Source organism: Myxococcus sp. AM011 (assembly GCF_013372595.1).
GTDB lineage: Bacteria > Myxococcota > Myxococcia > Myxococcales > Myxococcaceae > Myxococcus > Myxococcus eversor.
Genome location: NZ_JABXEM010000087.1, coordinates 1 through 26,393, shown reverse-complemented (window position 1 = coordinate 26,393; position 26,393 = coordinate 1). Strand labels below are relative to the sequence as shown.

Genomic DNA, 26,393 nt, shown 5'->3' with positions numbered 1-26,393 from the left:
TCACGCCTGCTCGGGCAGCAGCCCTGATGCTCGTGATTCCAAGAGGTTGAGTCGAAGAGGCCGTGGACCAGGACTTGCCCAGGGGATGGGCATGACCCGACTTTCGTTGCTCGCCTTGCTGGCCCTCGCCGCCGGCTGTTCCGACGGGGCTCCCGCCCATGCCCCACCGGAGCGCATACCCCCAAAGCCCGCTCAGGAGGGGCTCCTCCAGATCGCCGAGGGCTCTCGCGCCTTCGTCACCACCACCGTGGTGAGCCCGGACTCCAGTGGCGCGCTGCTCCAGGCCCCCGCCCGAGTGGCCTTCCGTGACGAAGCCATCGCCCGCGTGGCCGCGCCCTTCGCGGGCCGGGTCGTCACCGTCCATGTCCGCACCGGCGACACGGTGAAGCCGGGCGATGCGTTGGTGACGCTCGACTGTCCTGAGGCGTCGTCTGCTCGCACGGCGGTGCTGACAGCGACGGCGGCCCTGCGGGAGTCCCAGCTCGCCGTCGAGCGCGAGCGCCGCATGCAGGAGCAGGGCGTGGGAATTGAACGCGAGCGGCTGGCCGCGGAGACCCGTCTGGCCGAGGCACAGGCCGAGCTCTCCCGCGCGCAGTCCGCCTCCAGCTTCGTGGGAGGAGGCACGGGCTCCACGCTCGTGCTGCGCGCGCCCATCGCCGGCACCGTGCTGTCGCGCAACGCCAGCGTGGGCGCTTCACTCCAACCAGGAGGCGAGCCACTCGTCGAAGTCGGAGACCCCTCCGCGCTTTGGGTCGTGGCCGAGGTCTTCGAGCGGGACCTGCCTCTGGTTCGCGAGGGCGCGAAGGTCCAGGTGGAGTTGCCCTCCGAGCGGGGGCCGCTGTCCGGCCAGGTCATCTCCGTGGGCACGGTCGTCACGGCGGGCTCGCGGACGGCGCCCGTGCGCATCCACCTGGACACCTCGGGCGCGGGAATGCGGCCCGGCATGTTCGGCCGCGTGCGCATCGAAGCGACGGACGCGGGAATCACCCTGCCGGCCCAGGCGGTGCTCATCCGCAATGGCAAACAACTGGTCGTCTACGTGCAACAGGACTCCCTCACCTTCGAGCGGCGCACCGTGGCGGTGGCGCAGTCGGTGGAAGGACGGGTGCGCGTCATCTCCGGCCTGTCCCCGGGAGAGAAGGTCGTCACCCAGGGCGCCCTGCTCCTCGATGGCGCGGCGGACCAGTTGCTCTGAGGCCGGGGAAAAACCATGTTGAAAGCCCTCATCGAGTCCTGCGTCAGACGACGCATCCCCGTCATCCTCATCACCCTGGCCATCGGCCTCTATGGAGTGAAGGCCTACCTGGACACGCCCGTGGAGGCGTTCCCGGACGTCACCAACCTCCAGGTCAACGTCATCGCGCAATTCCCAGGCCTCGCGCCCGAGGAGATTGAACGACAGGTGACGGTCCCCATCGAGCGTGTCCTCAACGGCACGCCGATGATGATGCAGATGCGCAGCGAGAGCCTCTTCGGCCTGTCGCTCATCTCCCTCACCTTCGACGACGCGGCGGACCCATTCAAGGCGCGCACCGTCGTCAGCGAGCGACTCGCCTCGGCGGACCTGCCGGACGGCGCGGACGTGCGGCTCGCGCCCGAGGCCACGCCGCTCGGAGAAATCTACCAGTTCCGCGTGCTGAGTGAGCGGCACACGCTCGCGGAGACGCGCTCCGAGATGGAGTGGAACATCGCGCGCCTGATGCGACAGGTGCCGGGCGTGGCGGACGTGCTCAGCTTCGGCGGCTTCCTCAAGGAGCTGCACATCCAGGTGGACCCGTCGCGACTGCTCGCCCACGACCTCACACTGGCCCAGGTCACCGAAGCGCTGGAGCGCTCGAACCGGAACGTGGGCGGCGGGTTCCTGAAACATGGAGACCAGGAGCTGCTCATCCGAGGCGTGGGCTACCTCCGCTCGCCGCGAGACGTCCAGGACATCGTCCTGAAGAGCGAGGACGGCACGCCTGTCACGGTGGGCGACGTGGCGCGCGTGGTGGCTTCGCATACGCCGCGACGCGGAACCGTGGGACATGACCTGTCCATGGACGTGGCCGAAGGCGTCGTCCTCCTGCGCCGAGGCGAGAACCCGAGCGCGGTGCTGGAAGGTGTCCACGCGAAGGTGAAGGAACTGAACGAGAGCGTGCTCCCCAAGGGGATGCGCATCGAGCCGTTCTATGACCGGAGCATGCTTGTCGGGCAGACGCTGTCCACGGTGCACCACAACCTGCTGCACGGCGCGCTGCTCGTCGTCGCGGTGGTGTGGCTCTTCCTGCGCAGCCTGCGCTGCTCGCTCATCGTCGCGTCCGTCATTCCGCTCGCGCTGCTCACCGCGTTCATCGGCCTCAAGGCGCTGGGACTTCCCGCCAACCTCATCTCCATGGGGGCCATCGACTTCGGCATCCTCGTGGATGGCGCGGTGGTGCTGGTGGAGAACGTGCTCCACGTGGCGGGGGCGCGGCGGCCCAAGGGACGCAAGGAGATGCTCGGCCTCATCCTCCACTCGGCGCTCGACGTGGCTCGGCCCACCTTCTTCGCGATGGCCATCATCATCGCCGCCCTCCTCCCCGTCTTCACGCTGGAGCGCGTGGAGGGACGCATCTTCCGACCGCTGTCACTGACGTACGGCTTCGCCCTCATCGGCGCGCTCGTGTTCGCCCTCACCGTGGTCCCCGCGCTCTGCGCCCTGTTGCTGCGGCCCCAGGACGCCGAGGTGAAGGAGCCGAAGCTGCTCGTCACGATGCGCGAGGCGTATGCCCGAGCCGTCCAGGGCCTGCTCGGCCGACGACGCCTGGTCTTCGCCTGCCTGGGCGCGCTGGTGCTGGGCACGGCAGTGGCCTCCACCCAGGTGGGCAGCGAGTTCCTGCCTGAGCTGGACGAAGGGGACATCCTCATCTTCGTGGAGATGCCACCCAGCATCTCGCTGGAGAAAGGCGCGGACATCCTCCTGGAGGTGCGCAAGCGCGCGCTCGCGTTCCCCGAGGTGCTGGAGACCCTCAGCGAGCAGGGCCGCCCCGAGGACGGCACGGACAACGAAGGCGTCAACATGAGCGAGACGTTCGTCCGGCTCAGGCCCACCGAGACGTGGCGCCCGGGCTGGGACAAGGAGCGGCTGGTGCGGGAGATGCGCGCCTCCCTGTCCGAGATTCCCGGCGTGGGCTTCAACTTCTCGCAGCCCATCAAGGACAACGTCGAGGAGGCCGTCAGCGGCGTGCGCGGCAAGGTGGTGCTGAAGGTGTTCGGCACGGACCTGGAGGTGATGCGCGGCACGCTGGAGGCGGCGATTGCCTCGCTCCAGGAGGTCGAGGGCGTGGTGGACCTGGGCCTCTACCGTGACTCGGACGTGCCGCAGCTCCAGGTGGTGCTGGACCGGCCGGCACTGGCCCGGGCGGGCATCGACGTCACGACAGCGCAGGACGTGGTGGAGACGGCGCTCAGCGGCCGGGTGGTGACGGAGCTGTGGGAGCAGGAGCGCCCCGTTCCCGTGCGCGTGAAGTTCGCGCCGTCGGAGGGCGAGAACGAGGAGCGCATCGGCAACATCCTCGTGCCCACCGTCAGCGGTGGACATGTGCCCCTGCGGGAGGTGTCTCACATCGAGAAGGCCATCGGCCGCGCCAACATCAACCGCGAGGGCAACAGCCGCATGCTCGCGCTGAAATTCAACGTCGAAGGAAGGGACTTGGGCTCCACCATCCAGGAGGCGATGGAGAGCGTCGGCCGCGACGTGACGGTCCCCGATGGGAACTTCCTGGTGTGGGGCGGCGAGTTCGAGAACCAGCAACGGGCGCTCGGGCGACTGGCCGTCATCGTGCCCATCTCCTTCGTCGTCGTCTTCGCCCTGCTCTATGCCGCGCTGGGCTCGCTGCGCAGCGCCACCGCCGTCCTGGGCGTGGCTCCGTTCGCCATGTGCGGAGGCGTCTTCGCGCTGGCCCTCAGTGGCATCCCCCTGTCGGTCAGCGCGGCGGTGGGCTTCATCACCTTGCTGGGTCAGGTGTGTCTGGCCTCCCTGCTGGTGGTGAGCGCCGTGGATGAACGCAGACGCGCCGGAGAAGCACTGGCCTCCGCCCTGCCCTCGGGTGCGGCGAGCCGGTTCCGCGCGGTGCTCATGACGGCGATGCTCGCCATGCTGGGCCTGATGCCCGCCGCGCTCTCCCAGGGCGTGGGCAGCGAGACGCAGCGCCCGTTCGCCGTCGTCATCATCGGTGGATTGGTGACCACGGTGCTGGTGACGCTGTTCGCGCTGCCAGCCTTGTACAGCGTCCTCGCGAGCAAGACGTCTGGCACGACAGCGGAGCCAGAGGAAGACCTGGTCCATCTGCCCGACAACCCGCACGAAGACAGGAAGGAGCACCCGGTGGAGGTGGCGGCGGCATGAAGCACTTCATTGCATTCGGTGTCTTGTGGATGGTCCTCAATACCGGCGGCGCGCGGGCCCAGGACCCGCGCCTTCCGGAGTCCGTCACCCTCGAGGAAGCCCTGAGCTTGCTGGCCGAGCACAGTCCGTGGACAGCCGCGGAGCGGGCGCGTGTAGACGTGGCCGCGGCGGAGCGAGTCACGGCGGGCATGCTGCCCAATCCGTCGCTCAGCTACGGCGGACAGCGTCTGGCCTCGGGCGCCAATACCGGCGCGGTGTCCCAGCACCAGCTCACCTTGGAGCAACCGCTGCTCCTCTTCGGACAGCGAGGCGTTCGCCGCGAGGTGGCGGACCTGGGCGTGAAGGCCGAACAGGCGCGAGTGGCCTCATCCCTCGCGGAGCGGACGCTGGCGGTGCGCGAGGCCTTCGCGGCGCTGCTGGCGCGACAGGAGTCGCTGCGCATCCTGGAGGAGAACCAGACGGACCTGGGCGGCGTGGAGCAGGTCGTCCGGGGACGGGCCTCCGCCGGTGAGACCAGTCGCTACGACGTGGAGCGCATCGGCGTCGAGAGTCGCTCACTGGAAGTCGAGGTGCGGAACGCGCGGGCGGATGTCGAGGATGCTGCCGGACAGCTCGCGAGCCTGCTCGGCTTTCCCCAGTGGAGTCCTCGTGCACGGGGGACCGTGGGGAACACCCACGCGATGCCTGACCTGGAGCGCCTGTGGGAACAGGCTCGGGAGCACCGACCGTCGCTCGTCGCGGTTCGCGAGCGACAGGCCATGGCTCGGGGCAGCCTCTCCCTGGCGCGCCGTGAGCGGCTTCCCGTGCCCTCCCTGGCCGCGGGCACCTTGCTGACTCGTCGGGAGAACAGTGTGTCGGTGTACCTGGGCCTGTCATTGCCGGTGCCGCTGTTCGACCGCAACCAGGGCGCGATTGCCCGGGCTTCGGCTGAAGTGGACGCGGAGTCACGTGCACTGGACGCGGAGGTCGCCGAGGCGCGAGCGGAGCTGGCCCGCGCCCATGCGGTCCTTTCGGGCCGGAGCCAGGCCCTCGCCACGCTGGAGCACGAGGTGGTGGAGCGGCTCCCCATTCTCAGGAAGATGGCGGAGGACGCATATCGCGAAGGACGCGGGAGCATCCTGGAGCTGCTCGACGCGCTCCGCTCCTTGAAGGACCTGCGGCTGCTGCACCTGCGTCAGCAGGAGGCCGTTCAGCAGGCGGAAGCGGCGGTGTTGTTCGCCTCGGGACTGGAGACCCTCTCACCCTCCCGCTGAAAGGCCCGCAGTGCTCCGCGAGGTGCGGGCTGAGACCTCGCGGGGCACTCCCACTTGAAGGACAATCCCAGACACACAAAGCCTGTCACCGAGCACACAGACAGTCACCCTCGCGCACGCCACGTTTCCCATGCATTGACCATTTCCCTGGGTATTCATGTGCCCCGGCCTTCAAAGCCGTACACAAGGGGGAATGCCTCATGCAAGTCGTTGGCGCCACGGGGCGGGCTCAGCCCGCGCACCCCGTTCATCATCTGCGCGATGAGACTTTCACGAGGCTGCGCGCCTACCTCTCCCCGGAGAACCTGGAGGGCGCCATCCGGTGTGTGACGAAGCTGTACGCGGCACTGCCAGACAAGCACGTCCTCGCCAGCAATACGCTCCTGGTGGCCTACGGTGGAGGCAAGGACAGCTCCTATACGCTGGCCTTCGTCCGCGCCATCCAGCTCATCCTCTTTCGCATCCACGGCAGCACCTTCCGGATGCGGGTGGTGACCAATCGGCATGCGGGCATGCCCCAGGCGGTGATGGAGAACATCCAACGCTGCTACCAGGCGCTCAATCTCTTCGAGGACCCCGACTGCGAGTTGCTGCTCGTCGATGGCGGCACCGTGCGCGCCTTCGACGTGGAGCTCCCTCCGCCGGAGTCCCTGGTCCGCCGCAACCGCGTGGACATCCTGATGACCGGCCACCGGACCCAGGCCGACGCGCGCCCCACCTTCTGCAATGCCTGCAACCTCAGCATGGTGAATGCCTTCGGGCTGGCGGCGGCCCACGGAGGGGGCGTCAACGTCATCGTCACGGGGGACTCGCGCCGCGAGCAGCGCACATACCTGGTCTGGGTCCATCGACTCGGTCAGCAGTTCGGGCTGGAGGGCCCCGAGGGCACGGCTCACAAGGGGTTCAAGGGCTTCCTGGGGACCATGGACGAGCTCGCCCGAGCGTACTTCCGGGACATCCACGGCGGCGATGCGACGGAGGCCATCCAGGAGCGGCGCATCGAAACGGGCGTGAGCGACAGCTTGCGCTTCTTCTCCATCTACGACGACACCGACTACGCGTCCGGGGACCACTGGGAGCTGCTCACCGGTTACCTCGGCTTCGAGTTCGATGACCTGGCGTTCAGCTTCACGGAGTCCGACTGCGCCAATCCCGCGCTGATGGCGCACCTGCGCGGACTCAAGTGCGAGCGCCTCTTCGGACGTGCCTACCGCGAGGGCATCGACGAGTACGCGCGGTTCGCCCTCTCATTGATGCACCAGAAGCAATTCCCACCGTCGCTCGTGGACAAGATGCGCGCCCGCTATTCGGATGAAGCGGCCGTCACCCGCATGCGCGAGGCCATGGACACCTTCGCCGCGCGGACCTACGGCCTGAGCGAAGCGCAGCTGGTCTGCATGGTCTACTCCCCCTTCACGGACGCCGGACGCAACCTGGAGCGCTATCTCCACGCGGAGCATCCGGCGCTGTCAGCGCGAATCACTGACATCCACGCCCTCCTGCGGGCGACCCATGCACCTGCCCTCTCCGACGAGAGCAAGGCTCTACAGAACACGCTCGAACAGGTGAGCGGCCTGGACATCGTCCAACTGAGGACGCTCTACCTGCGTCCGCTCGGAACCGGGGTGCCCCCGAGCGGAAAGAAGAATCTGCTGGGGGCAATCCTCGAGAGAGACCCGCACAAGGGCGTCATCGAAACGCGCCATTCCCCCCACGGGCCAGTGGTGCTGGAAACCCTCTCGGGCCGCTGAGGCACTGCGCATGCCCATTCAGACGACGAACTCCTCGGGCGCCTTCGTCCAGCTCGGGGCCACCCGGGATGGCCTGGACCCCTATCTCGATGCCGCTCGCAGGCGCGGCTTGCAGACCCTCCTCGTGGAGACGCCCGCCTATCTGAGCTGGCGTCAGCAACTGGGGCGCCGTCCCTTCGACCTGGAGGTGCCAGTGGAGCACCCCGCCCAGCCCGAAGAGGTCCAGCACGCCCTGGAGTCGCTGGGCGTGAAGGTGACGCTGCTGCTCGCGGGCTTCGAGCGGTATGTGGACTGCTCATTCGCGCTCGCGCCCATCCTGGAGGACAGCCCTCGCCAGCGCTGGCCCTATGGCGCGTTCAGTCCCCTGGACAAGTGGGGACAGCGCGAGGCCCTGGCCCATGCGTGCCCCGACGTACTCCAGCCGCGCCACGTCAGCTTCGAGCTGGGCTCACCCGCGGCCGCGGAGACGCTCACGCGCGTGGGCTTTCCCCTGGTGGCGAAGCCCTCCAACGGAGGCGGGGGCCTGGGCGTCTTCCTCGTCGAGAACGCGGAGCAACGAGACAGGGCGCTGCGCGCGCTGAGCACCCTGTCCAACTACGACGGCGCGCGCTTCGAGCGGGTGCTCCTCGAGGAGTTCATCGAGGGACGCGAGCACTCCATCCAGGGGCTGGCCCATGACGGCCGGGCGCTCATCCTCACCACGTGCGAGAAGCTCATCACCCGAGAGGCCGCTCCGGGCACGCCGGAGCTGCGCGGCTTTCGTGAGGCCGGACACATCGCCACCCATGGAGACCGGGCGGCACCTGCCCTGCGCGCGCTCACCCAGGCCTGTCTGGATGCCACCGGCTACCGGGAGGGCCCCTTCCACGTGGACGTCCTCCAGAATCCTCGCGGCGCCTTCTTCGTGGAGATGGGCTTCCGCCTCTCGGGAGGAGGACTCGTCGGACTGGTGGAGCGGGCCACGGGCATCAAGTGGGCGGAGCTCGTCTTCGAGACGCACCTGGGCGAGCGCACTCCCACGCTCCCACCGCCGCGTGAAGGCCCCGGAGCCTGCGTGGGACAGGTGACGTGTGCTTCCGAGGACGAGCTGCGCGAAGGCGAGGCCCTGCGCGAGAAGGGCGTGACGGTGGAGGTGCTGCGCCTCGCGGCGGGTGGGCCCGCGGCCGAGGCCAGCGCGAGCCCCCGAGCCCAGACGCTCGCCTCCGACACGCTGCGCCACACGGGCTTCAGGGGGCGCATCGTGGTGAGCGGGACCACTCTCGACGAGGTCCGCCACCACTTGCAGGGCTGCATCGCGGCCCGACTGGGGGGATGAGCATGTGCCGACTCATCCTCGCCTCGGGCCGCTTCGACACGCGGGCCATCATCAACGCGGCCGTCGCCATGGGAGAAGGGCGCACGGCGGACCATGAGAGTCCGTTCCGCTGTCACCCCAACGGCTGGGGCGCGGTGTGGCGTCAGGCGGGAGCGCCCCATGGCCTGGCACTTCACCGGGACCCGAGCACCCTGTCTTCCGAACGGGCGCGGGCCTGCGGAGCCTGGGACACCGAAACGGATTTCCTTGCGGTGCACGTGCGGCACGCCACCGTCCCACGCAACGCGGGCCTGGAGTTCACCCATCCCCTGGAGCGCCATGGCCAGGCCGGGCCCTGGTACTTCATGCACAACGGCTACCTGCCCACCGTGCACACGCTGCTGGGGCTCACGGAGTCACGCTTCGACTCGGCGGAGTACTTCGACTACGTCGTGGACGCGCGGAGGGACACGCTGGACCCCGGCGCCACGCTGGCGAAGCTGCGGGCCATTCCGCCGGGCGGCTCGTCGGGCAATGCCATCGCGGTGTCTCCCCGTCGGGCGTACCTCCTCCACTACACGCCCGCGACGACGCCCTACCCTCGCTACTTCAACATGCGGCGGCTGATGGGGCCGGGCTTCTGCGTTTTCGCCTCGGAAATCATCCCGTCACTCGCCCCGGCGGAGCGGTGGGAGACATTGCCTCCCGAGCAGGTCATCGAGGTTCCCCTTTCTTGAAGGTGGGTGGAAACATGACGACAGGACCGACTGGCGACTGGGGCAGCGTGGTTCACCACGTGGGGCAAGGGCAGACGCTCGGGCCCGAGGTGCTCGGCCAGCTCGTACGAGGAGACGTCAGCGTCGTCGTCTTGAGGGACTTGCTCCCCCGGGAGACGTTCGACAGTCATTGCCAGCGCATCAAGGGCCAGTTCGCGCGCGCCACCACCACCCGCTATGTCAATGGCGCGCTCACCACCATTGGCCCCTATCTGGCCCGCTTCCTTCCCGACCCGGAGCCGTACTTCCGGGAGGCGGAGCAGACCCACGACCTCTTCCGGGAGCTGGGGTTCGACCTGTCCACCCGCGTGAGAGGGCGGCTGAAGGAGACGCTCGGCTTGCGCGCCTTCGAGCCCGCCCGCGAGCCGGATGGGCGCCCCTATGCCGAGTGCATCGTGCGCATCCATGCCGACGGCGTGCGCAACCCCTTGCACAACGACAACATCATGCGGGACGCGGCCTCCCTGGGAATGAAGGTCTCCCAGCTCAGACACCAGCTCAGCTGCGTGGTGTGCCTCCAGGAGTGTGACGCGGGAGGAGAGCTGTACCACTACCGGAAGAAGTGGAACCCGGAAGACGAGGCCTTCAAAATCAAGGGCGGGCTGGGATACGACGAAGGGGTCGTCCAAGGCCATGCGTGCAATGTCTTCAAGCCCAGGACGGGGGACGTGTACCTGCTCAACCCCACGTACTACCATGCGATTGAACGGGTGGGCGGAGCGGACCGGCTGACGCTGGCCTTCTTCATCGGCCTCCCCAACGAGACCCTGGACGAGGCAGTGGTCTGGAGCTGAGTGCCCATGGCCTTCCGAGACATCGCCCTCGCCGTGCTGGTCGCCGCGCTGTGGGGCTTCAACTTCGTGGTCATCAAGGAGGGCCTGGACACCTTCCCGCCACTCTTCTTCTCCGCCCTGCGCTTCCTCTCGGCGGCCTTCCCGGCGGTGCTCTTCCTGCGTCGGGGGACGATTGCGTGGAGCACCCTCCTGAAGGTGGGCATCGTGCTGGGCGTGGTGAAGTACTCGCTGCTCTACCTGGGCGTGAAGCTGGGGATGCCGGCGGGACTGTCTTCCCTGGCGATTCAATCGCAGGTCATCTTCACGGCGGTCCTGTCCGCGTATGTGTTGAAGGACGCGCCCTCCGCGTGGCAACGGGTGGGGATGGGCGTGGCGCTGTCGGGCATCCTGCTGCTGGCGAGCACGCGTCAGGGCAGTGTGAGCAGGGAGGGCTTCGCGCTCGTCATCGGCGCGGCGATGGCCTGGTCGGTGGCGAACATCCTCATCAAGAAGGCGGCGGTGGACACCTTCCGGCTGATGGTGTGGATGAGCGTGGTGCCGCCGCTGCCACTGCTCGTGCTGTCGTTTCTCTTCGAGCAGGGCCAGTGGGAGGCGCTGCCTCGGTTGGGGACGTTCAAGGGGCTGGGGGCGGTGCTGTACACGGGGCTGTTGGCCACCATCGTCGCGTTCGGCATCTGGGGACATCTGTTCCGCAAGTACTCCCCCAACGTGGTGGCGCCCTTCGCGCTGCTCGTGCCTGTGTTTGGCATGGCGTCCTCCATGCTCGTGCTGGGTGAGCGACTGAGTGGGATGCACGTGGCCGCCGCGCTGCTGGTGCTCGCGGGATTGGTGCTCGTCGTGCTGGGAAAACGCCTGCCCGGACTGGGGCGGGCGCCCGCGGTTCCTCACCCCCTGACGAAAGGCTGACCCCATGACGACGGACCTGCATGACAAGCTCATCGCGCTGTTCCAGGAGCACGGGGCGAGCTTCCGCGTGGTCGAGCATGAGCCCGAGGGGCGCACGGAGCTCATCAGCCAGATTCGAGGCAACGTGCTCGCGCAGGCGGCGAAGGCGATGGTGCTGATGGTGAAGCAGGGCAAGAAGGAGCGGCGCTACTTCCTGGCCGTGGTGCCTGGAGATTGCAGGGTGGACCTTGAAGCGGTGAAGGCGCTCGGCGGGGGGACGCACGCGATGTTCGCGCCCCCACCGGTGGCCCAGGAGCTCACCGGCTGCGAGATGGGCGCCGTCCCACCGGTGTCCTTTCACCCGGACCTCAAGCTCGTGGTGGACCCGGGCCTGCTGGCGCACGAAGAGATTGTCTTCAACTCGGGCCGGCTGGACCGCTCCATCTTCGTCCAGCGAGAGGGGTTCCTGAAGGTCGCCAATCCCGAGGTGGCGGCCATCGCGCTGCGCGCCTGACTTGTGCCCGGCCCGCGTGCACCACCGGACATGAAGAAAGGCCCTGAGCTCACGAGAGAGCCCGGGGCCTCCGAGACTTCGACGCCGTCAACCGCGACTACGGATGCGAGTTGCTGCTCCAGCAGGTCGCGTGGGCATTGAGGCCACAGAAGTTGTTCGCGTAGGCATTGCACTGCCCGTACGCGACGCTCTGCGTGGCCCACATCCACTCACTGGAGCTGCGGCAGCGCCACGAACATGTGCGCGCGCCGTTCTCCCAGCCGGCACAGTTCGCGGTCCAGGACGCGCTGACCTCTCCCGGAACGCGGTCTCTCGACAGCACGGCGGACGAGGGGTCCGGTAGAGCGGCTTCCTCGGCCGTCTCCTCGGGAGCTCCGCCGCACGCGGAGAGGCACACCATGGACACCAGCGCCATCATCAAGGGATTCGTCAGCTTCTTCATGGGAGGGATTCCTGGGACGAAGAGTGGTGGGCCTGACTCAGGGGATGCTCCAGCAGACGCTGTACGGCTCCCTGCCGCAGTCGCGGCGCGCTACGTTCTCGCACTGCCCCCACGCGACGTCGTTGTAGCCATACCAGTGACGCCAGTCGTTGGCCGTGCACTTGAACGTGCAGTGCCGCGCGCCCTGGTCATATCCCTCGCAAACACCCTGCTCCGCCTCGCCGATGGGGCTCTCGGTGTCAGCCACCTCCTCCGGCGCGCCGCCGCACGCCGTCAACAGGCTTCCAAACGCCAGCCCGATAATCAGGGTCTTCATCTTCACGGGTGATTGTCCTTGGGGTGTGTGCCGGCGAGATGACCGACCCCGGAAACATAACCGGATTAAGCCGTCTTAATCAAACTACACGACTTAACAGATTTACCAGCCTGGATGGAATTCAGCCAGACAAGCCCACGCACGCTCGACCCGAAGAATGAAACAGTGACCACGCTCCCTCCTGGGGTCCAAGAACCCCAGGGCCAATCACCTGGTTGGGGGCTGTTTCGCCAGGACCCCATGCGTGGCGTGACTCGTGGCGACGTGCTCCGTGCACTGGTAGCCGAGGCTCACCATGTCGATGCCCGCGAGGAGGTGCTCGCCACGACCGAGGAGCACGGGGGAGATGGCGAGGTGGAGCTCGTCGATCAACCCCTCGGTGAGGTACTCGCGGATGGTGGCGACGCCACCACCGAGTCGGACATCCTTGCCCAGGGCCGCCTCCTTCGCGCGCTTCAGCGCGGCAAGGATTCCATCGGTCACGAAGTGGAACGTCGTTCCTCCCTCCATCGTGAGCGGCTCGCGCGCATGGTGCGTGAGCACGAAGACGGGCACATGGTAGGGCGGGTTGGGTCCCCACCAGCCCTTCCAACCGTCATCGACCCAGGGGCCACGCATCGGCCCGAACATGTTGCGGCCGAGAATCCAGGCGCCGACGTTCTCGAAGCCGCGCGCGGCGAAGTCGTCATCCGGGCCAGCCCGCCCCACTTCGTCGCCGATCAGCGCCCCGGCGAAGTCGCCGTGGAGCTTCTGGAACGTCCGCGTGCCGAAGACCCACGTGTGCAGCGCGGTACCGCCGACTCCCAGCGGATTGTCCAGGTCCTGGCAGGGACCCGCGCCGTAACCATCGATTGAGATTGAGAATGCGTTGACCCGAAGCCTCGACATCCCGTTACTCCTTTCGGCACAGGCCTCGCCTGCGCCCTTTGTGCTCGGCCGCCTTCCAACGTGGCGACGAACGAGCCTGGGACAGATCGACACGCCCACCGTTGTTCTGGCCGACCCGGACTCGCCGGACAGGAACCGCGCTTCTACTCAAACGGACCTTGGGTGGGTCATTCAAGTGCTCGTCGGTGTGCCCTCTTCGGCGGCGGGCCTGTCGAGCGCGGCGATGAGCTTCTTCGCGATGCGGTCGAAGTCGAGGAGGTCGCGCGTGTCGAGCGGCGCGGACACCCGCTGCAGGGTCTGTTCAATCTCACCGTCGCGTATGCGCTGCTCGGGCGCGTCGGGAACTTCGACCACCGCAAGTGGCCGCATCTGCTGCCGGCCGCTTGCGGTTTCGTGGCGGCGTCCTTCCTGCTCGCCCGATACTTCGGCCGCTTTCACGGAGGGCTGATGTAGGGGACGTTTGCGTGGAGACGGCGGCCATCGAAGCCGCCGCCCCCTGGGGCGTATCAGGTCGTGTGGAAGGCCTTGGCGAAGAAGTTCTCCATGCGCGACTTCTCCGGCTGGATGGTGCTCGCCGGCGACGCCACGCTCGTGGCACCAGCGAGGCTGGGACGCAGGCCCGACGCGATTCCCGGCTTGATGTGGTGACGCAGGTCCACCGCCACGTCCGACTTCAGGTGGGTGCCCACGCCCGCCGCGGCATTCACGTCCGCGGCCGTCTTGAAGAAGCCATTCTCCAGCCCCACCTTGCCGCCCGCCTGCGCCGCCGCTCCCGCCACCACGCCTCCCGTGACGGAGCCGTGCACACGGCCCAGGTGCCCGCCCGCCGTGCCGTACGCTCCCGCCGTCGCCGACGCGCCCACCTGCCCCGAGAGCATCGCCGTCGCCGTCTTCGGGTCCAGGCTCGCCACTCCCTCAGCGTACGCATTGGCGGAGGCCCTTCCCTCGCCCTTCACGTAACCGCCCACGTGCCGGTTGAAGTCGTGGCTCGCGCTCGCCCCCACGCCCACGCCCGTCTCCGCCTTCGCCGTCAGCGCTCCGGTATACGCGTGAGAGTTCCTGTCCAGCGAATACCCCGCCTGTGCCTGGCCCTTGAAGCTGGTGGCGTCCGCGGTGAGCTGGCCGCTCGTCGTGCCGAACCGGCCCTCGTGCGTCTTCTGCAACTCGTACGCGGCGCTCGGCCCGTTCACCTCGGCCTGCGCCGAGTTGTAGCGCACGCCATTGCCGCTGTAGCTCGTCGTGGACGCCTGCATCGAACCCACGTTGCCGCTCAGCTTGCCGCCGCCGTAGGTGTCCCGCTCGAAGGGCCGGCCCGGCCTGTCCACGAGCATGTTCTGCTTCGCCCCCGCGGGCGCCGTCAGCTTGTTGTCTCCTCCGCTCACCATGATGTCCGAGGCCTGGCCCGTCGTCTTCTCCCAGGGGCTGTAGGACGGGCCTCCCTCGGGCATGCCCGGGTGCTTCACCGGCTTGGACTCCGGCGCCGTCGGCGTGCTCCCGACGGGCTTCGTCTGCGAGGGCTTCAGCGTCTGCGAAGACGGCGACGAGGCGGGCAGCGTGTTGGCTCGCGCGGGCGGCTTCGGCTTGGACGCCGTGGAGGAGGAGAAGGTCGAGGAACGGGAGGGGGACGAACCGAGGCGGCGGCTACGCATGGGAGGCTCCTCAAGCAGTGCGGCGGGTGGGGTCGGTCAGTGCGGCGATGTCCTGTCTGATTGCACCCGACATGCCACGCTCAAGTGGCCCGATGTGGCCAAGCCGCCTCCCTGATTTCAATGGGTTGGAGGCAGGGACTCGCAAGGCCAGGAGCGAGTCCTGATGTCTGCGGTCATCAGGGCCCTGACAGCAGTCATCCCCCCACGAGCGGAGCGGCGATGAGCCGTGGACCGTCCGCCTGGGAACGCTGCGGCCCACGGCCCCGTGGTCGCGGTTCACCGCCGTGAGTTCACCAGGACAAGCTGGCTCACATTCGCCATGCCTCCGTCCCATCCTCCCGACTTCCAGCAGCTCTTCGAGCAGCTCCCGGGCGCATACCTCGCCATCCTGCCGGACGCGGACTTCACCCTCGTGGCGGTGAGCGACGCCTACCTGCGCGCCACCAGGACGACGCGCGAGGGCCTCCTCGGCCACCGCCTGGATGACGCACATGCCGCCGGTGTCCGCGACCTGCGCGCCTCGCTGGAGCGGGCCCTGACCACGCGCGCGCCGGACACCATGGCCGTGCAGAAGCACGACCTCCAGCGACCCGAGGCCGAAGGCGGCGGCTTCGAGGAGCGCTACTGGCGTCCCCTCAACACCCCCGTCCTCTCCCCCGAGGGCGAGGTGCGCTACGTCCTCCACCGGTTGGAGGACGTGACCGACTTCGTGCGCCTGTCTCGCGAGCACACGGCGGCCCTCCTGGGGCGCACCGCAGAAATGGAAGGGGAATCGCCGCGTCGGGCCCAGGAGCTCCAGGCCGCCAACCAGGAGCTGCGCGAGGCGGTGCGTGCGCGAAACGAGTCCCTGACACTGGCCACCCAGGCACGCACGGAGGCCGAGCGCCAGCGGGAATGGCTCCAGACGGTCTTCATGCAGGCGCCCACGGGCATCGCCATCTTCCGCGGCCCCCGCTACGTCATCGAGTTGGCCAATCCCCACATGTGCCGCATCTGGGGCCGAAGTCCCGAGCAGGTGCTGGGCAAGCCTCTCTTCGAGGCGCTCTCCGAGGTCGTGGGCCAGGGCTTCGAGACGCTCCTGGATGGAGCGCTCGCCACGGGGAGTCCCTACGTCGGCCGGGAGGTCCCGGCCCGGCTGATGCGCCAGGGAGGCGGAGCCCTCGAGGAGGTGTACTTCGACTTCGTCTACGAGCCCGTCCGCGACGCCCAGGGTCCGGTGGAGGCCGTCATCGTCGTCGCCTCGGACGTGACGGAGCGGGTGCACTCGCGCCGGCGGAGGGAGGCCCTCGCCACCGAGACGCTGCGCGCCACCCAGGAGCGGCTGTTCTCCGAGCGCACGCGCACCGCGGAGGAGATGACCCGTGACGCGGCCATCCTTCAGGCCATCCTCCAGGCCATCCCGGATGCCCTGTACGTGGGCGATGCCACCGGCATCAAGCTGGCCAACGGCCCCGCGTTGGAGATGCTCGGCTTCCAGTCCCTGGAGGAGTTGAACCAGAACGTCGCCAGCCTGGGAGAGCGGCTGCGGAACCACTCCGCCGAGGACGGCCACCGGCTCACGCCCGAGGAGGAGCCCTTCATGCGAGCCTTCCGGGGGAAGGCCACCACCCAGGAGGTCCGTGCACGCCACCTGCTGACGGGCCAGGACGTGGTGGTGCGCTGCGCCGCCGCCCCGGTGTGCATCGGGGACGACATCATCGGGGCGGTCGCCGTCAACACCGACATCACCGAGCGCAAGCGCATCGAGGAGGAGCTGCGGCAGACGGCCGAGTTCCGCGAGCGATTCCTCGGCATCGTCTCCCATGATTTGCGCAGTCCGCTCGGCGCCATCCTCTTGTCCGTCAACGCGCTGATGCGTTCGGAGGAAATCATCCCGAAGCACCTGACAGCCGTGCGCCGCATCGCGCTCAGCGCGGAGCGCATGGGGCGGATGATCTCCGACCTGCTCGACTTCACGCGCGGGCGGCTGGGAGGAGGCATCCCCATCAGCCCCCGCCCCGCCAATCTGCGCGCCCTCTGTCAACAAGTCAGGGAGGAGCTGGAGATCGGCCATCCGCAGCGGGCGCTCCGGATGAGCGTCCACGAGGGCCACTTCCAGGGCGAGTGGGACGCCGACCGGCTCACGCAGCTCCTCGGCAACCTGGGCAAGAACGCGTTGGACTACAGCCCCGTGGACACTCCCGTGGACTTCGTGCTGCGCGACGAGGGAGAGCAGGTGTGCGTGGAGATTCACAACGAAGGCCCGGCGATTCCCTCGGACCTGCTCCCGCACCTCTTCGAGCCCTTCAGGAGGGCGACGGACAAGGGGCATCCGACGTCCGGCCTTGGGCTGGGGCTCTTCATCGCCCAGGAGATCGCTCGCGCGCACGGGGGGCACATCGAGGCCCGCTCCAGCCAGGAGGAAGGAACCACGTTCACCGTGTGGCTGCCGCGCTCCGTTCCCGTTTCGAGAAGCTGAGGCAGGCCGTTACACCACGGACTGGCGCCAGGAGCGAGACACATGCTCCTGTCCGTCCTGGGCGAAGCGCCGCACGGTGAGGCTCGGGCATTCCCTGGCCAGAGAGTTCCCCTGACCCTGTTTCAGACCATGTCCGAGGAGGATGCCGAAGCTCTCGTGGAGCGCCCGGCGGGCGTTGCCCTGCCCAAGGCGCTGGAGGGCTACACGCACAGCCTCATCGCTGAACTGGCGCCCCCCCTCCCTATGGTGCGGGAAGCGCCGGCCTGATGCGGCCATCAGCCCGCACGAGCCACCTCCAGGGTGCGACCGCCTGAGCAGCACGGCCGCACCCTTCGAGCCTCGTGAGCGACGGTCAGGTGCAGATGGCCAGACAGTCCACCAAGGTGTCGGAACACACAGCTTCCTTCGCCGGGTCGCCATTGGCGGCAGTGTGGCACCGGTTGTACGCGAGGGTGCAGGTAGAGCAGTGGACGACCTGTGCGCTCTTGTCACCCGAGTCTTCCGTCCGGAGGTCCGCCTCCGTCGCGTCGGCCTCCACCCCTCCGCAGCCAGTCATCAACGCCCCCACCGCCACCAGCACCGCAATGAATCCTCGCATTTGTCTTCTCCCTGGATGTGCCACACGTTGAACGTCATCCACTCAAGGCGGCCGACCCCCACGCAATTGACGGTGACGGCGCCTCGAACCGAATACGCACCGACCCATGCAGGCTGGTCGCGAATCGCGGCATTCTCAGACATGGACGACCAACGGCTACATCCAGCGACATCTGCATGACCTCCCCCAACACCAACACGTCGCCGCGAGGGATTCGCGCGGCGATGGCGTCCTCCCGTGCTCCCTCAAGGAGATGAGGAGGAGGCGAGCGCGGGGCTTGAGGCAGCGGCCAGGAAGGAACGGATGAAAGAGAGGACACCGCGATTGGACTTACGCCGAGTTGCTCAGCAGGACGTTCGACTTCGACGTGTTCGTCTGCGTGAAGTGTGGAGGCAGGCTCAAGGGTCTTGGCTTACGTGAAGGGGCCCTCCCCCTCTACAGCACCTCCTTTCCTCTCATGCGCCGAGGCTTCGACGGGCACACGGGACTGGCCTCAGTGGCCCGGCGTCGGCATCCACGGCGATGCGCATCGCGACCGAGCGCCTCTCGACCTCGTCACAAATCCTGACCAGGGCCGGTGAGTGGCACGCCCGCCAGGCTGCCAACAGTTCGGCGAGCGTCTGCGCTTCGTCGTGCCGGGCAAAGGCGTCCGCGGCGCGCTCCAGGTGAGCGTACGCGATGTCATCCACGTCGCCATTCTACAGCAAGGCGGACACGCTCACCCATTCGACGTGGGAGAAGCCAGACGTGGCCCACCGCAGGTCATTGATGCTCGCGGCGTCGACCGCGGGATGACAGCGCACCCGCAGGCCCCGAGTCCCAAAACCCTCCGCCGCGGAAAGGAGCCTCGCGAACGACTCGACAGCCCGGGCGCTCACCAGCATCGCCTCGATGGGCACCTCGTCGCCCGGGCGAACCGTGAGCGTCCAGACGCCCGGAAGGGTGACATCGAAGCGCTCCAGCTTCGTCGCCAGCGTGGAGCTCGCGCACAGACTCACGTCCGACGCGTGCCCGGCGCGCACCTCCAGCCACGACAGGTTCGGCCACAGGGCCAGCCTGTCGAACACATCCCCCAGCGCGGGCGTGCCGACCGCTTCGATCGCGACAGACCCCCACAGCTCCAGCCGACTGACGGAAGGCGGCTGCCCCATCAACCGGGCCCAGTACAGCTCCACCCGTCGCATCCGCGTCACGCCCCGAAGATGCGGATGCGCGAGCCACTGCGCATGAACCACCGACCAGGCTACCGCCGCCCAGTCGATCTCCCGCACCGTGCTCCAGGCCGGTCCCGGCTCGGGGAGAATCAGGGAGGCCGCCTCCCTCGCCATCCGCACCGCCACGGGAAAGCCCCGCTCGAAGCGGGTCGCCCCACTATCGATGTGGTCACCTAGCGGCATCTCCCAGCTCCGGAGGTGCGTCGCGAGCAACGCGTCGATGCGCTTCTCGTCCGGAGTGGGAGAGCACTGGAGCGCGATGAACTCGCCCAGGGGGTCGCCCGTCTCCAGCAACTGGTCCGCCATCACCAGCCGCACGTCGTCGTCCTCGGGGTTGGCATAGACACGGGGCAACCACTGCTCCCGGATGCTGACGTTTCGCGACTCCTTATCCGCGCGAACACGCATGGCCTCCCACAGCGCCGCGAGCAGCTCCCGCGCCTTCGCGTCGAGTTCCCGCGGCACCCAGTCACGCCCCAGGCTGATGACGAAAGACAGCCGCGCGGCCGAGGCCCAAGACTCCGGCCTCATCCGCTCATACAGTCCATCGAGGGGCTCGACGTCGAAGGGCGGCCCCACGTGCCGGAGCGCCGCGCACAGCCTCGACACCCGCTGAGGCTCCTCCGCCGAGGGGAGGCTCGCGATGGCGAGCAACCCGGGGATGAACCGGGGGTCGGGCAGGCAGTCGAGCAGGGCATCGAGCTGCGCCTCCACCTCGCGCGGCTGCCCCTGCGCCCCCAGCCCGCGAGCCAGGTCCCGCGCCGCGTGACGAGCCTGCGCGTACTCCCCCTCCCGCCCCGCATGCGTCGAGTCGAGTCGCGCCTCGAACTGCTGGGCGAACAAGACCAGCTCGCTCGCGCGACACTCGCGCCACGCATCCATCACGGCGCCGAAGGCCTCTTCCTCCTCCTTCCGCTCGAAGGACTCCGCCGCGCGCTCCAAGTAGCTGTGCAGGGCCTCGTTCACGTCGCCAGCGTATACCGCCTGACGATTTCCAGCCTCCGCACAGGCAGCGACACGCCCGCCAACGCGAGCGCCCAATCCACCTCCGCCGAGCATCCGCGTCACGCCGCCCAGATGCGGATGGGTGAGCCACTCGAGGAATCCCGCGGCACCCTTCTGCCCCTCCCACTCAACAGCGCCCCCGTCCCTCTGATGCGCGCGCTGAAGTGACCGGTTGAGCGGCGTCGGCTGAACAAAACCGCTGAACGAAACGGACATTCATGACGATGTCCGAATCCGGCGAGTCCGCCTCCCGGCGCGGTGCTAGCCTGCACTCATGTCGACGCTTGCCAACGCCACTGCGATCCCTGACGCGCACACCTGTGAGCAGGCGCGACTCACCCGCGACCCACGTTTCGACGGGCTGTTTTTTACCGCGGTCACCAGCACCAAAATCTATTGCCGCCCCGTCTGTCCGGCGCCGACGGCCAAGCGCTTCACGTATTACGCCAGCGCAGCCGCCGCGGAAGCCGGCGGCTACCGGCCTTGCCTGCGATGTCGCCCGGAACTGTCACCCGGCGACGGCGCATGGCGTCGTGGTGATGCGCTGTTGGCGCGCGCTTTGAAACTGATCGAACAAGGCGTTCTCGACGAACAGCCACTGTCGGCGCTCGCCGAACGCGTCGACATCGGCGAACGCCAATTGCGTCGGCTGTTCGTCGAACGCCTCGGCGTGTCGCCAACGGGGGTGCATGGCACGCGGCGCTTGTTGTTCGCCAAACAGTTGCTGACGGAAACGGCGATGCCGATCACCGAAGTCGCGCTTGCGGCCGGTTTCGGCAGCCTGCGCCGCTTCAACGCCGCCTTCCTCCAAGCCTATCGGATGGCTCCGCGCGACCTGCGCAAGCAACGAGTCGAAGTTCCCGGCGAGACCTTGACGCTGCGCCTGGTTTATCGCCCACCCTACGACTTCGTCGCGATGCTCGATTTCCTGCGAGGGCGCGCGCTGCCCGGTGTCGAAGTGGTGGATGCCACGAGTTACTCGCGAGTGATCGGCTCGAGCGATGCGCCGGGCTGGCTGCGTGTTTCGCAATGGCCCGCATCGCATCGCCTGGCGGACGACCATGCCCTGCGGCTCGAACTGCACGGCGCGCGCCCTTCGCAGATGCTGGAGATCGTCCATCGGCTGCGACGCATGTTCGATCTCGACGCGGATCCGCGGACCATCATCGAAGCGCTCGGCGCCGATGCGCGGCTGCGTCCGTTGCTGAAGCAGCGCGCGGGATTGCGCGTTCCCAGCGGCTGGGACGGATTCGAGATCGCGGTGCGCGCGATCATCGGCCAACAGATCAGCGTCGCCGGCGCACGCACACTGGCGACGCGACTTTCGCATCACTTCGGTCAGCCACTGCCCACACCCCTCGCGCCTGGACTCGACCACATCTTCCCCACGCCGGATGCGCTGGCCGACGCCGACCTGGGTGCGATCGGCCTGACACGCGCGCGTGCGCAGACCGTACGGACCATGGCGCGCGCGCTTCTGGATGGCCACGTCGACTTCAAGCCGGAGCGCACGCTGGACGATTTCACGGCGCGATGGGTCGCGTTGCCCGGCATCGGCCCGTGGACCGCCCACTACATCGCGCTGCGCGCACTGGGCCATCCCGATGCATTCCCCGCCGACGACCTGGTGCTGCAGCGCGCGGTACCCAATGATGGTTCGCGCATGAGCGCGAAGGCGCTGACCGCGCGGGCGGAAGCCTGGCGTCCCTGGCGCGCCTATGCGGTGATTCATCTGTGGAAGGATTCGATGGGGGTGACCGCGTAATGCAAAGCAAACTGTTCTATCGCCACATCGAAAGCCCGGTCGGGGCGTTGCTGATTGCCGGCAATGACGCGGGCCTGCGGACTATCGAGTTCCATGCACCGCGCCACCCGATGCGTCGTGGCGAGGATTGGCATGAAGGCGACCACGCGGTACTGCGGGACACCCAGAAGCAACTGGACGAATACTTCGCGGGCAAACGCCGGGGCTTCGAACTGCCTCTGGCGCCACAGGGGACGCAGTTCCAGCGCCAGGTGTGGTCGGAACTCGCCAACATTCCATTTGGCGGCACGATCAGCTACGCCGAACTCGCGCTGCGCGTGGACAGACCCACGGCGACGCGCGCAGTGGGCGCGGCGAATGGGCGCAATCCGATTCCCATCGTGCTGCCTTGTCATCGCGTGATCGGCGCAAACGGCAGCCTCACCGGTTTCGGCGGCGGCTTGCCGACCAAGCAGTTCCTGCTGCGGTTGGAAGGAGCGATGCCGCGCCAGGTGGATCTGTTCGCGTGATAGGCAGAACAAATTCCTCGCTTTCCCGGGCCTCGTGCCCCCTGCCGCTGGAGCCGTCCCTTTGATGCGCGCCATCACCTTCTACGAGTACGGCTCACCCCAGGTCCTGAAGCACGAGGAGCGCCCCGTCCCCACACCGGGCGCAGGCCAGGTCCTCGTGCGCGTGCGGGCCTGCGCGCTCAACGCGGCCGACTGGCACCTCCTGCGCGCCGACCCCTTCCTCGCGAGGCTCGCGGTCGGACTCTTCAAGCCCAGGTACAACGTGCTCGGCTGCGACCTGGCCGGCGTGGTCGAGGCCGTAGGTTCTGGCGTCACGCGCTTCAAGGCCGGAGATGAAGTGATGGGCGAGCTGGGCAGCAGCAACTGGGGCGCCTTCGCGGAGTACGTCTGCGCGCCCGAGGGCGTCCTCGCCTCGAAGCCCGCGAGCCTCGGCTTCGAAGAGGCCGCCGCGGCGCCGCTGGCCGGCGTGACGGCGCTACAGGGCCTGCGTCGCGAGGGTCGCCTCCAGGCGGGCGAGTCCGTGCTGGTGAATGGCGCCTCGGGAGGCGTGGGGACCTTCGCCGTGCAGCTCGCCAAGGCGCTGGGCGCGAAGGTGACAGCGGTGTGCAGCGCCCGCAACCAGGACCTGGCCCGCTCGCTCGGAGCCGACGAGGTCATCGACTACGCGAAGGAGGACTTCACACGCAACGGCCAGCGCTACGACGTCATCCTCGCGGCCAACGGCTACCACTCGCTGAGCGCCTACGAGCGCGCGCTCGCGCCCGGCGGCCGCTACGTGATGACGGGCGGAGCGGGAAAGCAGATGGCGGCGGCGCTCCTGCTCGGGCCGCTGCGCTCGCTCGGTAGCGGCAAGCGCATGGGCGCCCTGACGATGAAGAGCAACCTGGAGGACCTGGAGTACCTGCGCGACCGCCTGGCCGACGGCTCCGTGCGCTCCGTCATCGACCGCACCTACCCGTTCGAGGAGCTGCCCCAGGCCCTCGCGTACCTCGAGGAGGGACACGCCCGCGGCAAGGTCGCCATCCACGTATCCTGAGGAGGTCCCTGCCTCCCATGACGGCGCCTCGTCTACGAGGAGCGCCGCGTCCTCTCCGTACGCCGAGGCGCCCGCTCAGGGCCGCGCCTCACCGGCCAGCGCCGCGCGGTGGATGGCCACCCAGAAGTCGGCGGCCCGCCGGGCCCCTTCGAGCAGCGGCTCCGGGTGCCCGGCCCCCAGCGCCGCGCAGAGCGCCTGGGCCCGCGCGCCGTGCTCCAGGTCCACGTCGAGGTGGACGAGGATGAAGCGCGCCTTCGTCCGCTCCAGCCCGAGCCGCCCCAGCCCCTGGCGGGCCTCGCCTCCCAGGTGCCCCGCCACGCCCTCCAGCACGCGCAGCGCGCCCAGGAAGGCGAGCTGCCGCTCCGGTCCGATTCCCTCCCAGAAGGCGTGGAAGTCGGCCACCTCGCGAGGCGTGTCGGACGAGGGCTCGCGCCCGAAGGCCGCGAGGTCCGCCTGGGCCAGCAGGTAGTGCGACTGCTCGTCCCCCGCCAGCTCCGCGAAGAAGGCCTTCAGCTCGGGGAGCGTGGCGCGCTCGGCCGCGAGCCGCAGCCGGTCTCCGCTGCGCCGCGTGTAGTGGTACATCATGTCGAGGAACGCCACGTAGCGCTCTGGCGTCACCGTCGGCAGCCAGCTCGCGACCTGCCGCGCCATCCCGACGGTGAGCGCCTCCAACTGCTCCTCAATCGACGACATCCTCAGTCCCTCCGTTCCGAAAGCAGCGCGCCCAACGTCCGCCGGGCATGCGCGAGGTGCGGCTCCGCCCGCTTGCGGGGCAGCTCGTCCAGGCGCACCACGCCCGCGTCGAGGAACCCCTCCCCACCGAGTCCCCGTCCACAGGCGGTGGGCACCGCGCGCAAATCCACCGGCTGGAGCACGCCCCGCGCGTCCCGGGCGAGCGCGAGCTTCAGCACGGCCCCCGTCTGGCACGCCAGCGTGGGCATGATGCTCAGGAAGTTGCCCAGCGAGTACGCGATGAGCCCCATCCGCGCGGGCCCGCCCCGGCGCACCTGCGTGGGGCAGGTGGCGTCCGCGCCGTCGATGGACACCCACTCCACCGACTGGAGGACATGCGGCGAGGAGCCCAGGACGAGGTCCGCCCCGCGCTCGATGAGCCGATGGGCGTGCTCGCGCTGGAGGGCCTCGGGCCAGTACTCGTACTCGAAGCCCCAGTGCGGCATCAGCACCACCAGGTCCGGCCCCACCGCGCGAGCGGCGTCGATGAGCGCGCCCAGCCGCGCCCAGTCCGGCGCGTGGAGGGGGCTGCCCAGCCGCGTCACCGGCACCCCGGCGGGCGGCGCCCCCACCAGGTGGTTGATGTCATACGTCACGGCGGCGATGCCCATCCGCACCCCGTCCACCTCCAGGGCGGCCACCGCGTCCTCCGGCCGGGGGCCTCCCACGCAGCGGTGTAGCGAGGAGGCCAGCACCGTCCCCCGGGTCCGCGTAAGCCCTTCGGCGCCCTGGTCGAGCGCGTGGTTGTTGCAGAGGGAGAAGACGCGGTGGCGCGCCGTGCCCTCCCAGGCCGCGAGGTAGTCCGGCGGGGCGTTGTAGTGGAGCGTCTCGTAGACGAGCCGGGGCACGGGCCGCGCCGGGTCCACCGGCGTCTCTAGATTCGCGAAGGCCACCGCGTCCCCCGCCATCACCTCCCGGACGCCGGGAGACAGGGCGCGGTGGAAGCCGCTGCGAATCCACATCATGTCGCCCACGGCGCTCAGCCGGAGCTCCGGCGCGCCCGCGTGCCGCCAGCTCCCCGAGGCGAGGTGCCGGCCGACTCGCGCGAAGTGCTCCCCGGTTTCGGCCGAGCGCGGCTCCGGCAGGTGCAGGAGGCTCTTGGTGAGGTAGCGCAGGTTGAGGTCCCACCGGGACAGCGGCCAGCGGCCGTCCTCGTAGCGGATGTCCGCGTACAGCCGGCGCAGGGCGTTCATGGGCGCTTTCGCTCCAGGGTGACGAGTCGCACGTCCTCCTCCACCACCATGGGGCCGGCCAGGAGGGCCCGCCACATGACGTGGAGGTAGCTGTCGAAGACGGGGGCCCCGCGCGCGAGCAGCTCGGGGCGCAGGCGCGCGTGCAGCCGCGCGAGGTTGTAGCCGGGCACCCGCGGGTAGAGGTGGTGGTCCAGGTGGTGGTTGAGGCCGTTCCACAGGAAGGTGACGAGCCGGGTGCCGCGCACCGTCGTCGCGGTGTGGAAGCGGTCGCCGCGCCAGACGTTGGCGTGGTGGTCGGAGATGGACTTGAGCCCGTTGAGGGGGCTGGCGAAGAGCACCGGCAGCAGCCAGCACTCCACCGCGCCCCCGAGGAGCCCGTGGCCCGCCAGGAGCCAGAAGAGCAGCGCGTAGAAGGCCCCGTAGCCCATCAGCACCAGCGCATGGCGGCGCAGGCGGGCGGCGTCGAAGTGCTGCACCGGGTAGAGGACGTTGAAGTAGACGAGGCTGAGCGGCAGGCCCAGCAGCACGGTGGCGTAGAAGAGTGCCCACAGCCCGGGCGAGCGGCGGCCCGCGTTGTAGGCGTCAGGGTCCTTCTCGGTGCGGTTCCAGCGGTGGTGCGCGAGGTGGTCGTGCCGCATCGGCTCGTAGGCGATGCCCACGAGCAGGCTGAGCCCGTTGCCGAAGAGGCGGTTCTGCCAGGGCCTCGGGAAGAGGGTGTCGTGCCACGCGTCGTGGTCGAGCTGGATGAGCCCCATGACGCCCTGGGCCGCCAGCAGCCACAGGGGCAGCTTCAGCCAGAAGCCGCTGACGTGCGCGAGCCCCACGCCGGCCAGCCCCCACACGCCCAGGTGGAGGGCCGCCATGCCCAGCGCCCGCGCGGGGCGGATGCGCAAGAGCTCCACCAGCTCGTCGCGGGAGGGGCCAGGCCCGGCGGGGGCAGCGGGTGAAGCAG

Annotated in this window: 25 protein-coding genes; 14 read left to right on the top strand and 11 right to left on the bottom strand. The window is 68.8% G+C overall.

The window, feature by feature from the left end; translation table 11 throughout:
• Window positions 1–91: 91 nt before the first annotated feature.
• The 9 genes from HUW62_RS19500 (at window position 92) to HUW62_RS19460 (ending at window position 11,636) form a co-directional block, all read left to right on the top strand.
• Window positions 92–1,195 (top strand): efflux RND transporter periplasmic adaptor subunit, encoded by a 1,104-nt coding sequence (locus tag HUW62_RS19500; RefSeq protein WP_163864404.1) that lies wholly within the window; start codon window positions 92–94, stop codon window positions 1,193–1,195.
• Between the two features lie 15 nt (window positions 1,196–1,210).
• Window positions 1,211–4,369, top strand: a complete 3,159-nt coding sequence (locus HUW62_RS19495; protein WP_163864403.1) for an efflux RND transporter permease subunit — start codon at window positions 1,211–1,213, stop codon at window positions 4,367–4,369.
• Entirely contained in the window at window positions 4,366–5,622 is a 1,257-nt protein-coding gene (locus tag HUW62_RS19490; protein ID WP_176435280.1) for a TolC family protein, read from the top strand. Before HUW62_RS19495 ends, HUW62_RS19490 begins: the two co-directional genes overlap by 4 nt.
• A 200-nt stretch (window positions 5,623–5,822) precedes the next feature.
• On the top strand, window positions 5,823–7,373 hold the full coding sequence (locus HUW62_RS19485; RefSeq protein ID WP_217911428.1) for a hypothetical protein: 1,551 nt from the start codon (window positions 5,823–5,825) through the stop codon (window positions 7,371–7,373).
• 10 nt (window positions 7,374–7,383) lie between these two features.
• Window positions 7,384–8,688 (top strand): acetyl-CoA carboxylase biotin carboxylase subunit family protein, encoded by a 1,305-nt coding sequence (locus HUW62_RS19480; RefSeq protein WP_176435279.1) that lies wholly within the window; start codon window positions 7,384–7,386, stop codon window positions 8,686–8,688.
• Between the two features lie 2 nt (window positions 8,689–8,690).
• Window positions 8,691–9,404, top strand: a complete 714-nt coding sequence (locus HUW62_RS19475; protein WP_176435278.1) for a class II glutamine amidotransferase — start codon at window positions 8,691–8,693, stop codon at window positions 9,402–9,404.
• A gap of 14 nt (window positions 9,405–9,418) precedes the next feature.
• A complete protein-coding gene (locus tag HUW62_RS19470; RefSeq protein ID WP_163864399.1) occupies window positions 9,419–10,237 on the top strand; it encodes a hypothetical protein in 819 nt (272 codons plus the stop codon).
• A gap of 6 nt (window positions 10,238–10,243) precedes the next feature.
• A complete protein-coding gene (locus tag HUW62_RS19465) occupies window positions 10,244–11,143 on the top strand; it encodes an EamA family transporter (protein WP_163864398.1) in 900 nt (299 codons plus the stop codon).
• Window positions 11,144–11,147: 4 nt separating this feature from the next.
• On the top strand, window positions 11,148–11,636 hold the full coding sequence (locus tag HUW62_RS19460; protein WP_163864397.1) for a YbaK/EbsC family protein: 489 nt from the start codon (window positions 11,148–11,150) through the stop codon (window positions 11,634–11,636).
• A 97-nt stretch (window positions 11,637–11,733) separates the two neighbouring features.
• On the opposite strand, the gene HUW62_RS19455 is transcribed toward HUW62_RS19460, so the two are convergent.
• The 5 genes from HUW62_RS19455 to HUW62_RS19435 form a co-directional block, all read right to left on the bottom strand.
• Window positions 11,734–12,078 carry a hypothetical protein gene (locus tag HUW62_RS19455; RefSeq protein WP_163864396.1) on the bottom strand — a complete coding sequence of 115 codons (345 nt, stop codon included), beginning with the start codon at window positions 12,076–12,078 and terminating at the stop codon, window positions 11,734–11,736.
• Between the two features lie 37 nt (window positions 12,079–12,115).
• On the bottom strand, window positions 12,116–12,394 hold the full coding sequence (locus HUW62_RS19450; RefSeq protein ID WP_217911429.1) for a hypothetical protein: 279 nt from the start codon (window positions 12,392–12,394) through the stop codon (window positions 12,116–12,118).
• A 207-nt stretch (window positions 12,395–12,601) separates the two neighbouring features.
• Window positions 12,602–13,282 (bottom strand): dihydrofolate reductase family protein, encoded by a 681-nt coding sequence (locus tag HUW62_RS19445; protein WP_176435277.1) that lies wholly within the window; start codon window positions 13,280–13,282, stop codon window positions 12,602–12,604.
• Window positions 13,283–13,453: 171 nt separating this feature from the next.
• Complete coding sequence (locus HUW62_RS19440; protein ID WP_176435276.1) at window positions 13,454–13,720, bottom strand: hypothetical protein; 267 nt, start codon at window positions 13,718–13,720, stop codon at window positions 13,454–13,456.
• A 68-nt stretch (window positions 13,721–13,788) separates the two neighbouring features.
• Window positions 13,789–14,931: a hypothetical protein gene (locus HUW62_RS19435; protein WP_176435275.1), complete on the bottom strand. Its 1,143-nt coding sequence runs from the start codon at window positions 14,929–14,931 to the stop codon at window positions 13,789–13,791.
• 319 nt (window positions 14,932–15,250) lie between these two features.
• Here HUW62_RS19435 and HUW62_RS19430 point away from each other — a divergent pair, with 319 nt between their 5' ends.
• Both HUW62_RS19430 and HUW62_RS19425 read left to right on the top strand, forming a co-directional pair.
• On the top strand, window positions 15,251–17,389 hold the full coding sequence (locus HUW62_RS19430; RefSeq protein WP_163864391.1) for a PAS domain-containing protein: 2,139 nt from the start codon (window positions 15,251–15,253) through the stop codon (window positions 17,387–17,389).
• 42 nt (window positions 17,390–17,431) lie between these two features.
• Complete coding sequence (locus HUW62_RS19425; RefSeq protein WP_176435274.1) at window positions 17,432–17,656, top strand: hypothetical protein; 225 nt, start codon at window positions 17,432–17,434, stop codon at window positions 17,654–17,656.
• An 85-nt stretch (window positions 17,657–17,741) separates the two neighbouring features.
• On the opposite strand, the gene HUW62_RS19420 is transcribed toward HUW62_RS19425, so the two are convergent.
• From HUW62_RS19420 to HUW62_RS50010, 3 genes are all read right to left on the bottom strand, one after another.
• A complete protein-coding gene (locus tag HUW62_RS19420) occupies window positions 17,742–17,987 on the bottom strand; it encodes a hypothetical protein (RefSeq protein ID WP_163864390.1) in 246 nt (81 codons plus the stop codon).
• 455 nt (window positions 17,988–18,442) lie between these two features.
• Window positions 18,443–18,676, bottom strand: a complete 234-nt coding sequence (locus HUW62_RS19415) for a hypothetical protein (protein WP_163864389.1) — start codon at window positions 18,674–18,676, stop codon at window positions 18,443–18,445.
• Window positions 18,677–18,685: 9 nt separating this feature from the next.
• A complete protein-coding gene (locus HUW62_RS50010) occupies window positions 18,686–20,167 on the bottom strand; it encodes a TIGR02996 domain-containing protein (protein WP_176435273.1) in 1,482 nt (493 codons plus the stop codon).
• A gap of 313 nt (window positions 20,168–20,480) precedes the next feature.
• On the opposite strand from HUW62_RS50010, the gene HUW62_RS19405 reads away from it, so the two are divergent.
• The 3 genes from HUW62_RS19405 to HUW62_RS19395 all read left to right on the top strand — a co-directional run bounded on the left by HUW62_RS19405 (window position 20,481) and on the right by HUW62_RS19395 (window position 23,516).
• Entirely contained in the window at window positions 20,481–21,971 is a 1,491-nt protein-coding gene (locus HUW62_RS19405) for a DNA-3-methyladenine glycosylase 2 family protein (protein ID WP_176435272.1), read from the top strand.
• The gene (locus HUW62_RS19400) at window positions 21,971–22,480 is read left to right on the top strand and encodes a methylated-DNA--[protein]-cysteine S-methyltransferase (protein WP_176435271.1); all 510 of its coding nucleotides are present in this window, start codon (window positions 21,971–21,973) and stop codon (window positions 22,478–22,480) included. Before HUW62_RS19405 ends, HUW62_RS19400 begins: the two co-directional genes overlap by 1 nt.
• A 64-nt stretch (window positions 22,481–22,544) precedes the next feature.
• The gene (locus HUW62_RS19395; protein WP_163864385.1) at window positions 22,545–23,516 is read left to right on the top strand and encodes an NAD(P)-dependent alcohol dehydrogenase; all 972 of its coding nucleotides are present in this window, start codon (window positions 22,545–22,547) and stop codon (window positions 23,514–23,516) included.
• Between the two features lie 75 nt (window positions 23,517–23,591).
• Here the strand turns inward: HUW62_RS19395 and HUW62_RS19390 are convergent, their stop codons facing one another.
• From HUW62_RS19390 to HUW62_RS19380, 3 genes are all read right to left on the bottom strand, one after another.
• Window positions 23,592–24,209, bottom strand: coding sequence for an iron-containing redox enzyme family protein (locus HUW62_RS19390; protein ID WP_163864384.1), 618 nt, complete (start codon window positions 24,207–24,209; stop codon window positions 23,592–23,594).
• Between the two features lie 2 nt (window positions 24,210–24,211).
• The gene (locus HUW62_RS19385; protein ID WP_176435270.1) at window positions 24,212–25,441 is read right to left on the bottom strand and encodes a CapA family protein; all 1,230 of its coding nucleotides are present in this window, start codon (window positions 25,439–25,441) and stop codon (window positions 24,212–24,214) included.
• A partial coding sequence (locus HUW62_RS19380; protein WP_176435269.1) for a fatty acid desaturase occupies window positions 25,438–26,393 on the bottom strand: 956 nt, incomplete at its 5' end. The genes HUW62_RS19385 and HUW62_RS19380, both read right to left, overlap by 4 nt.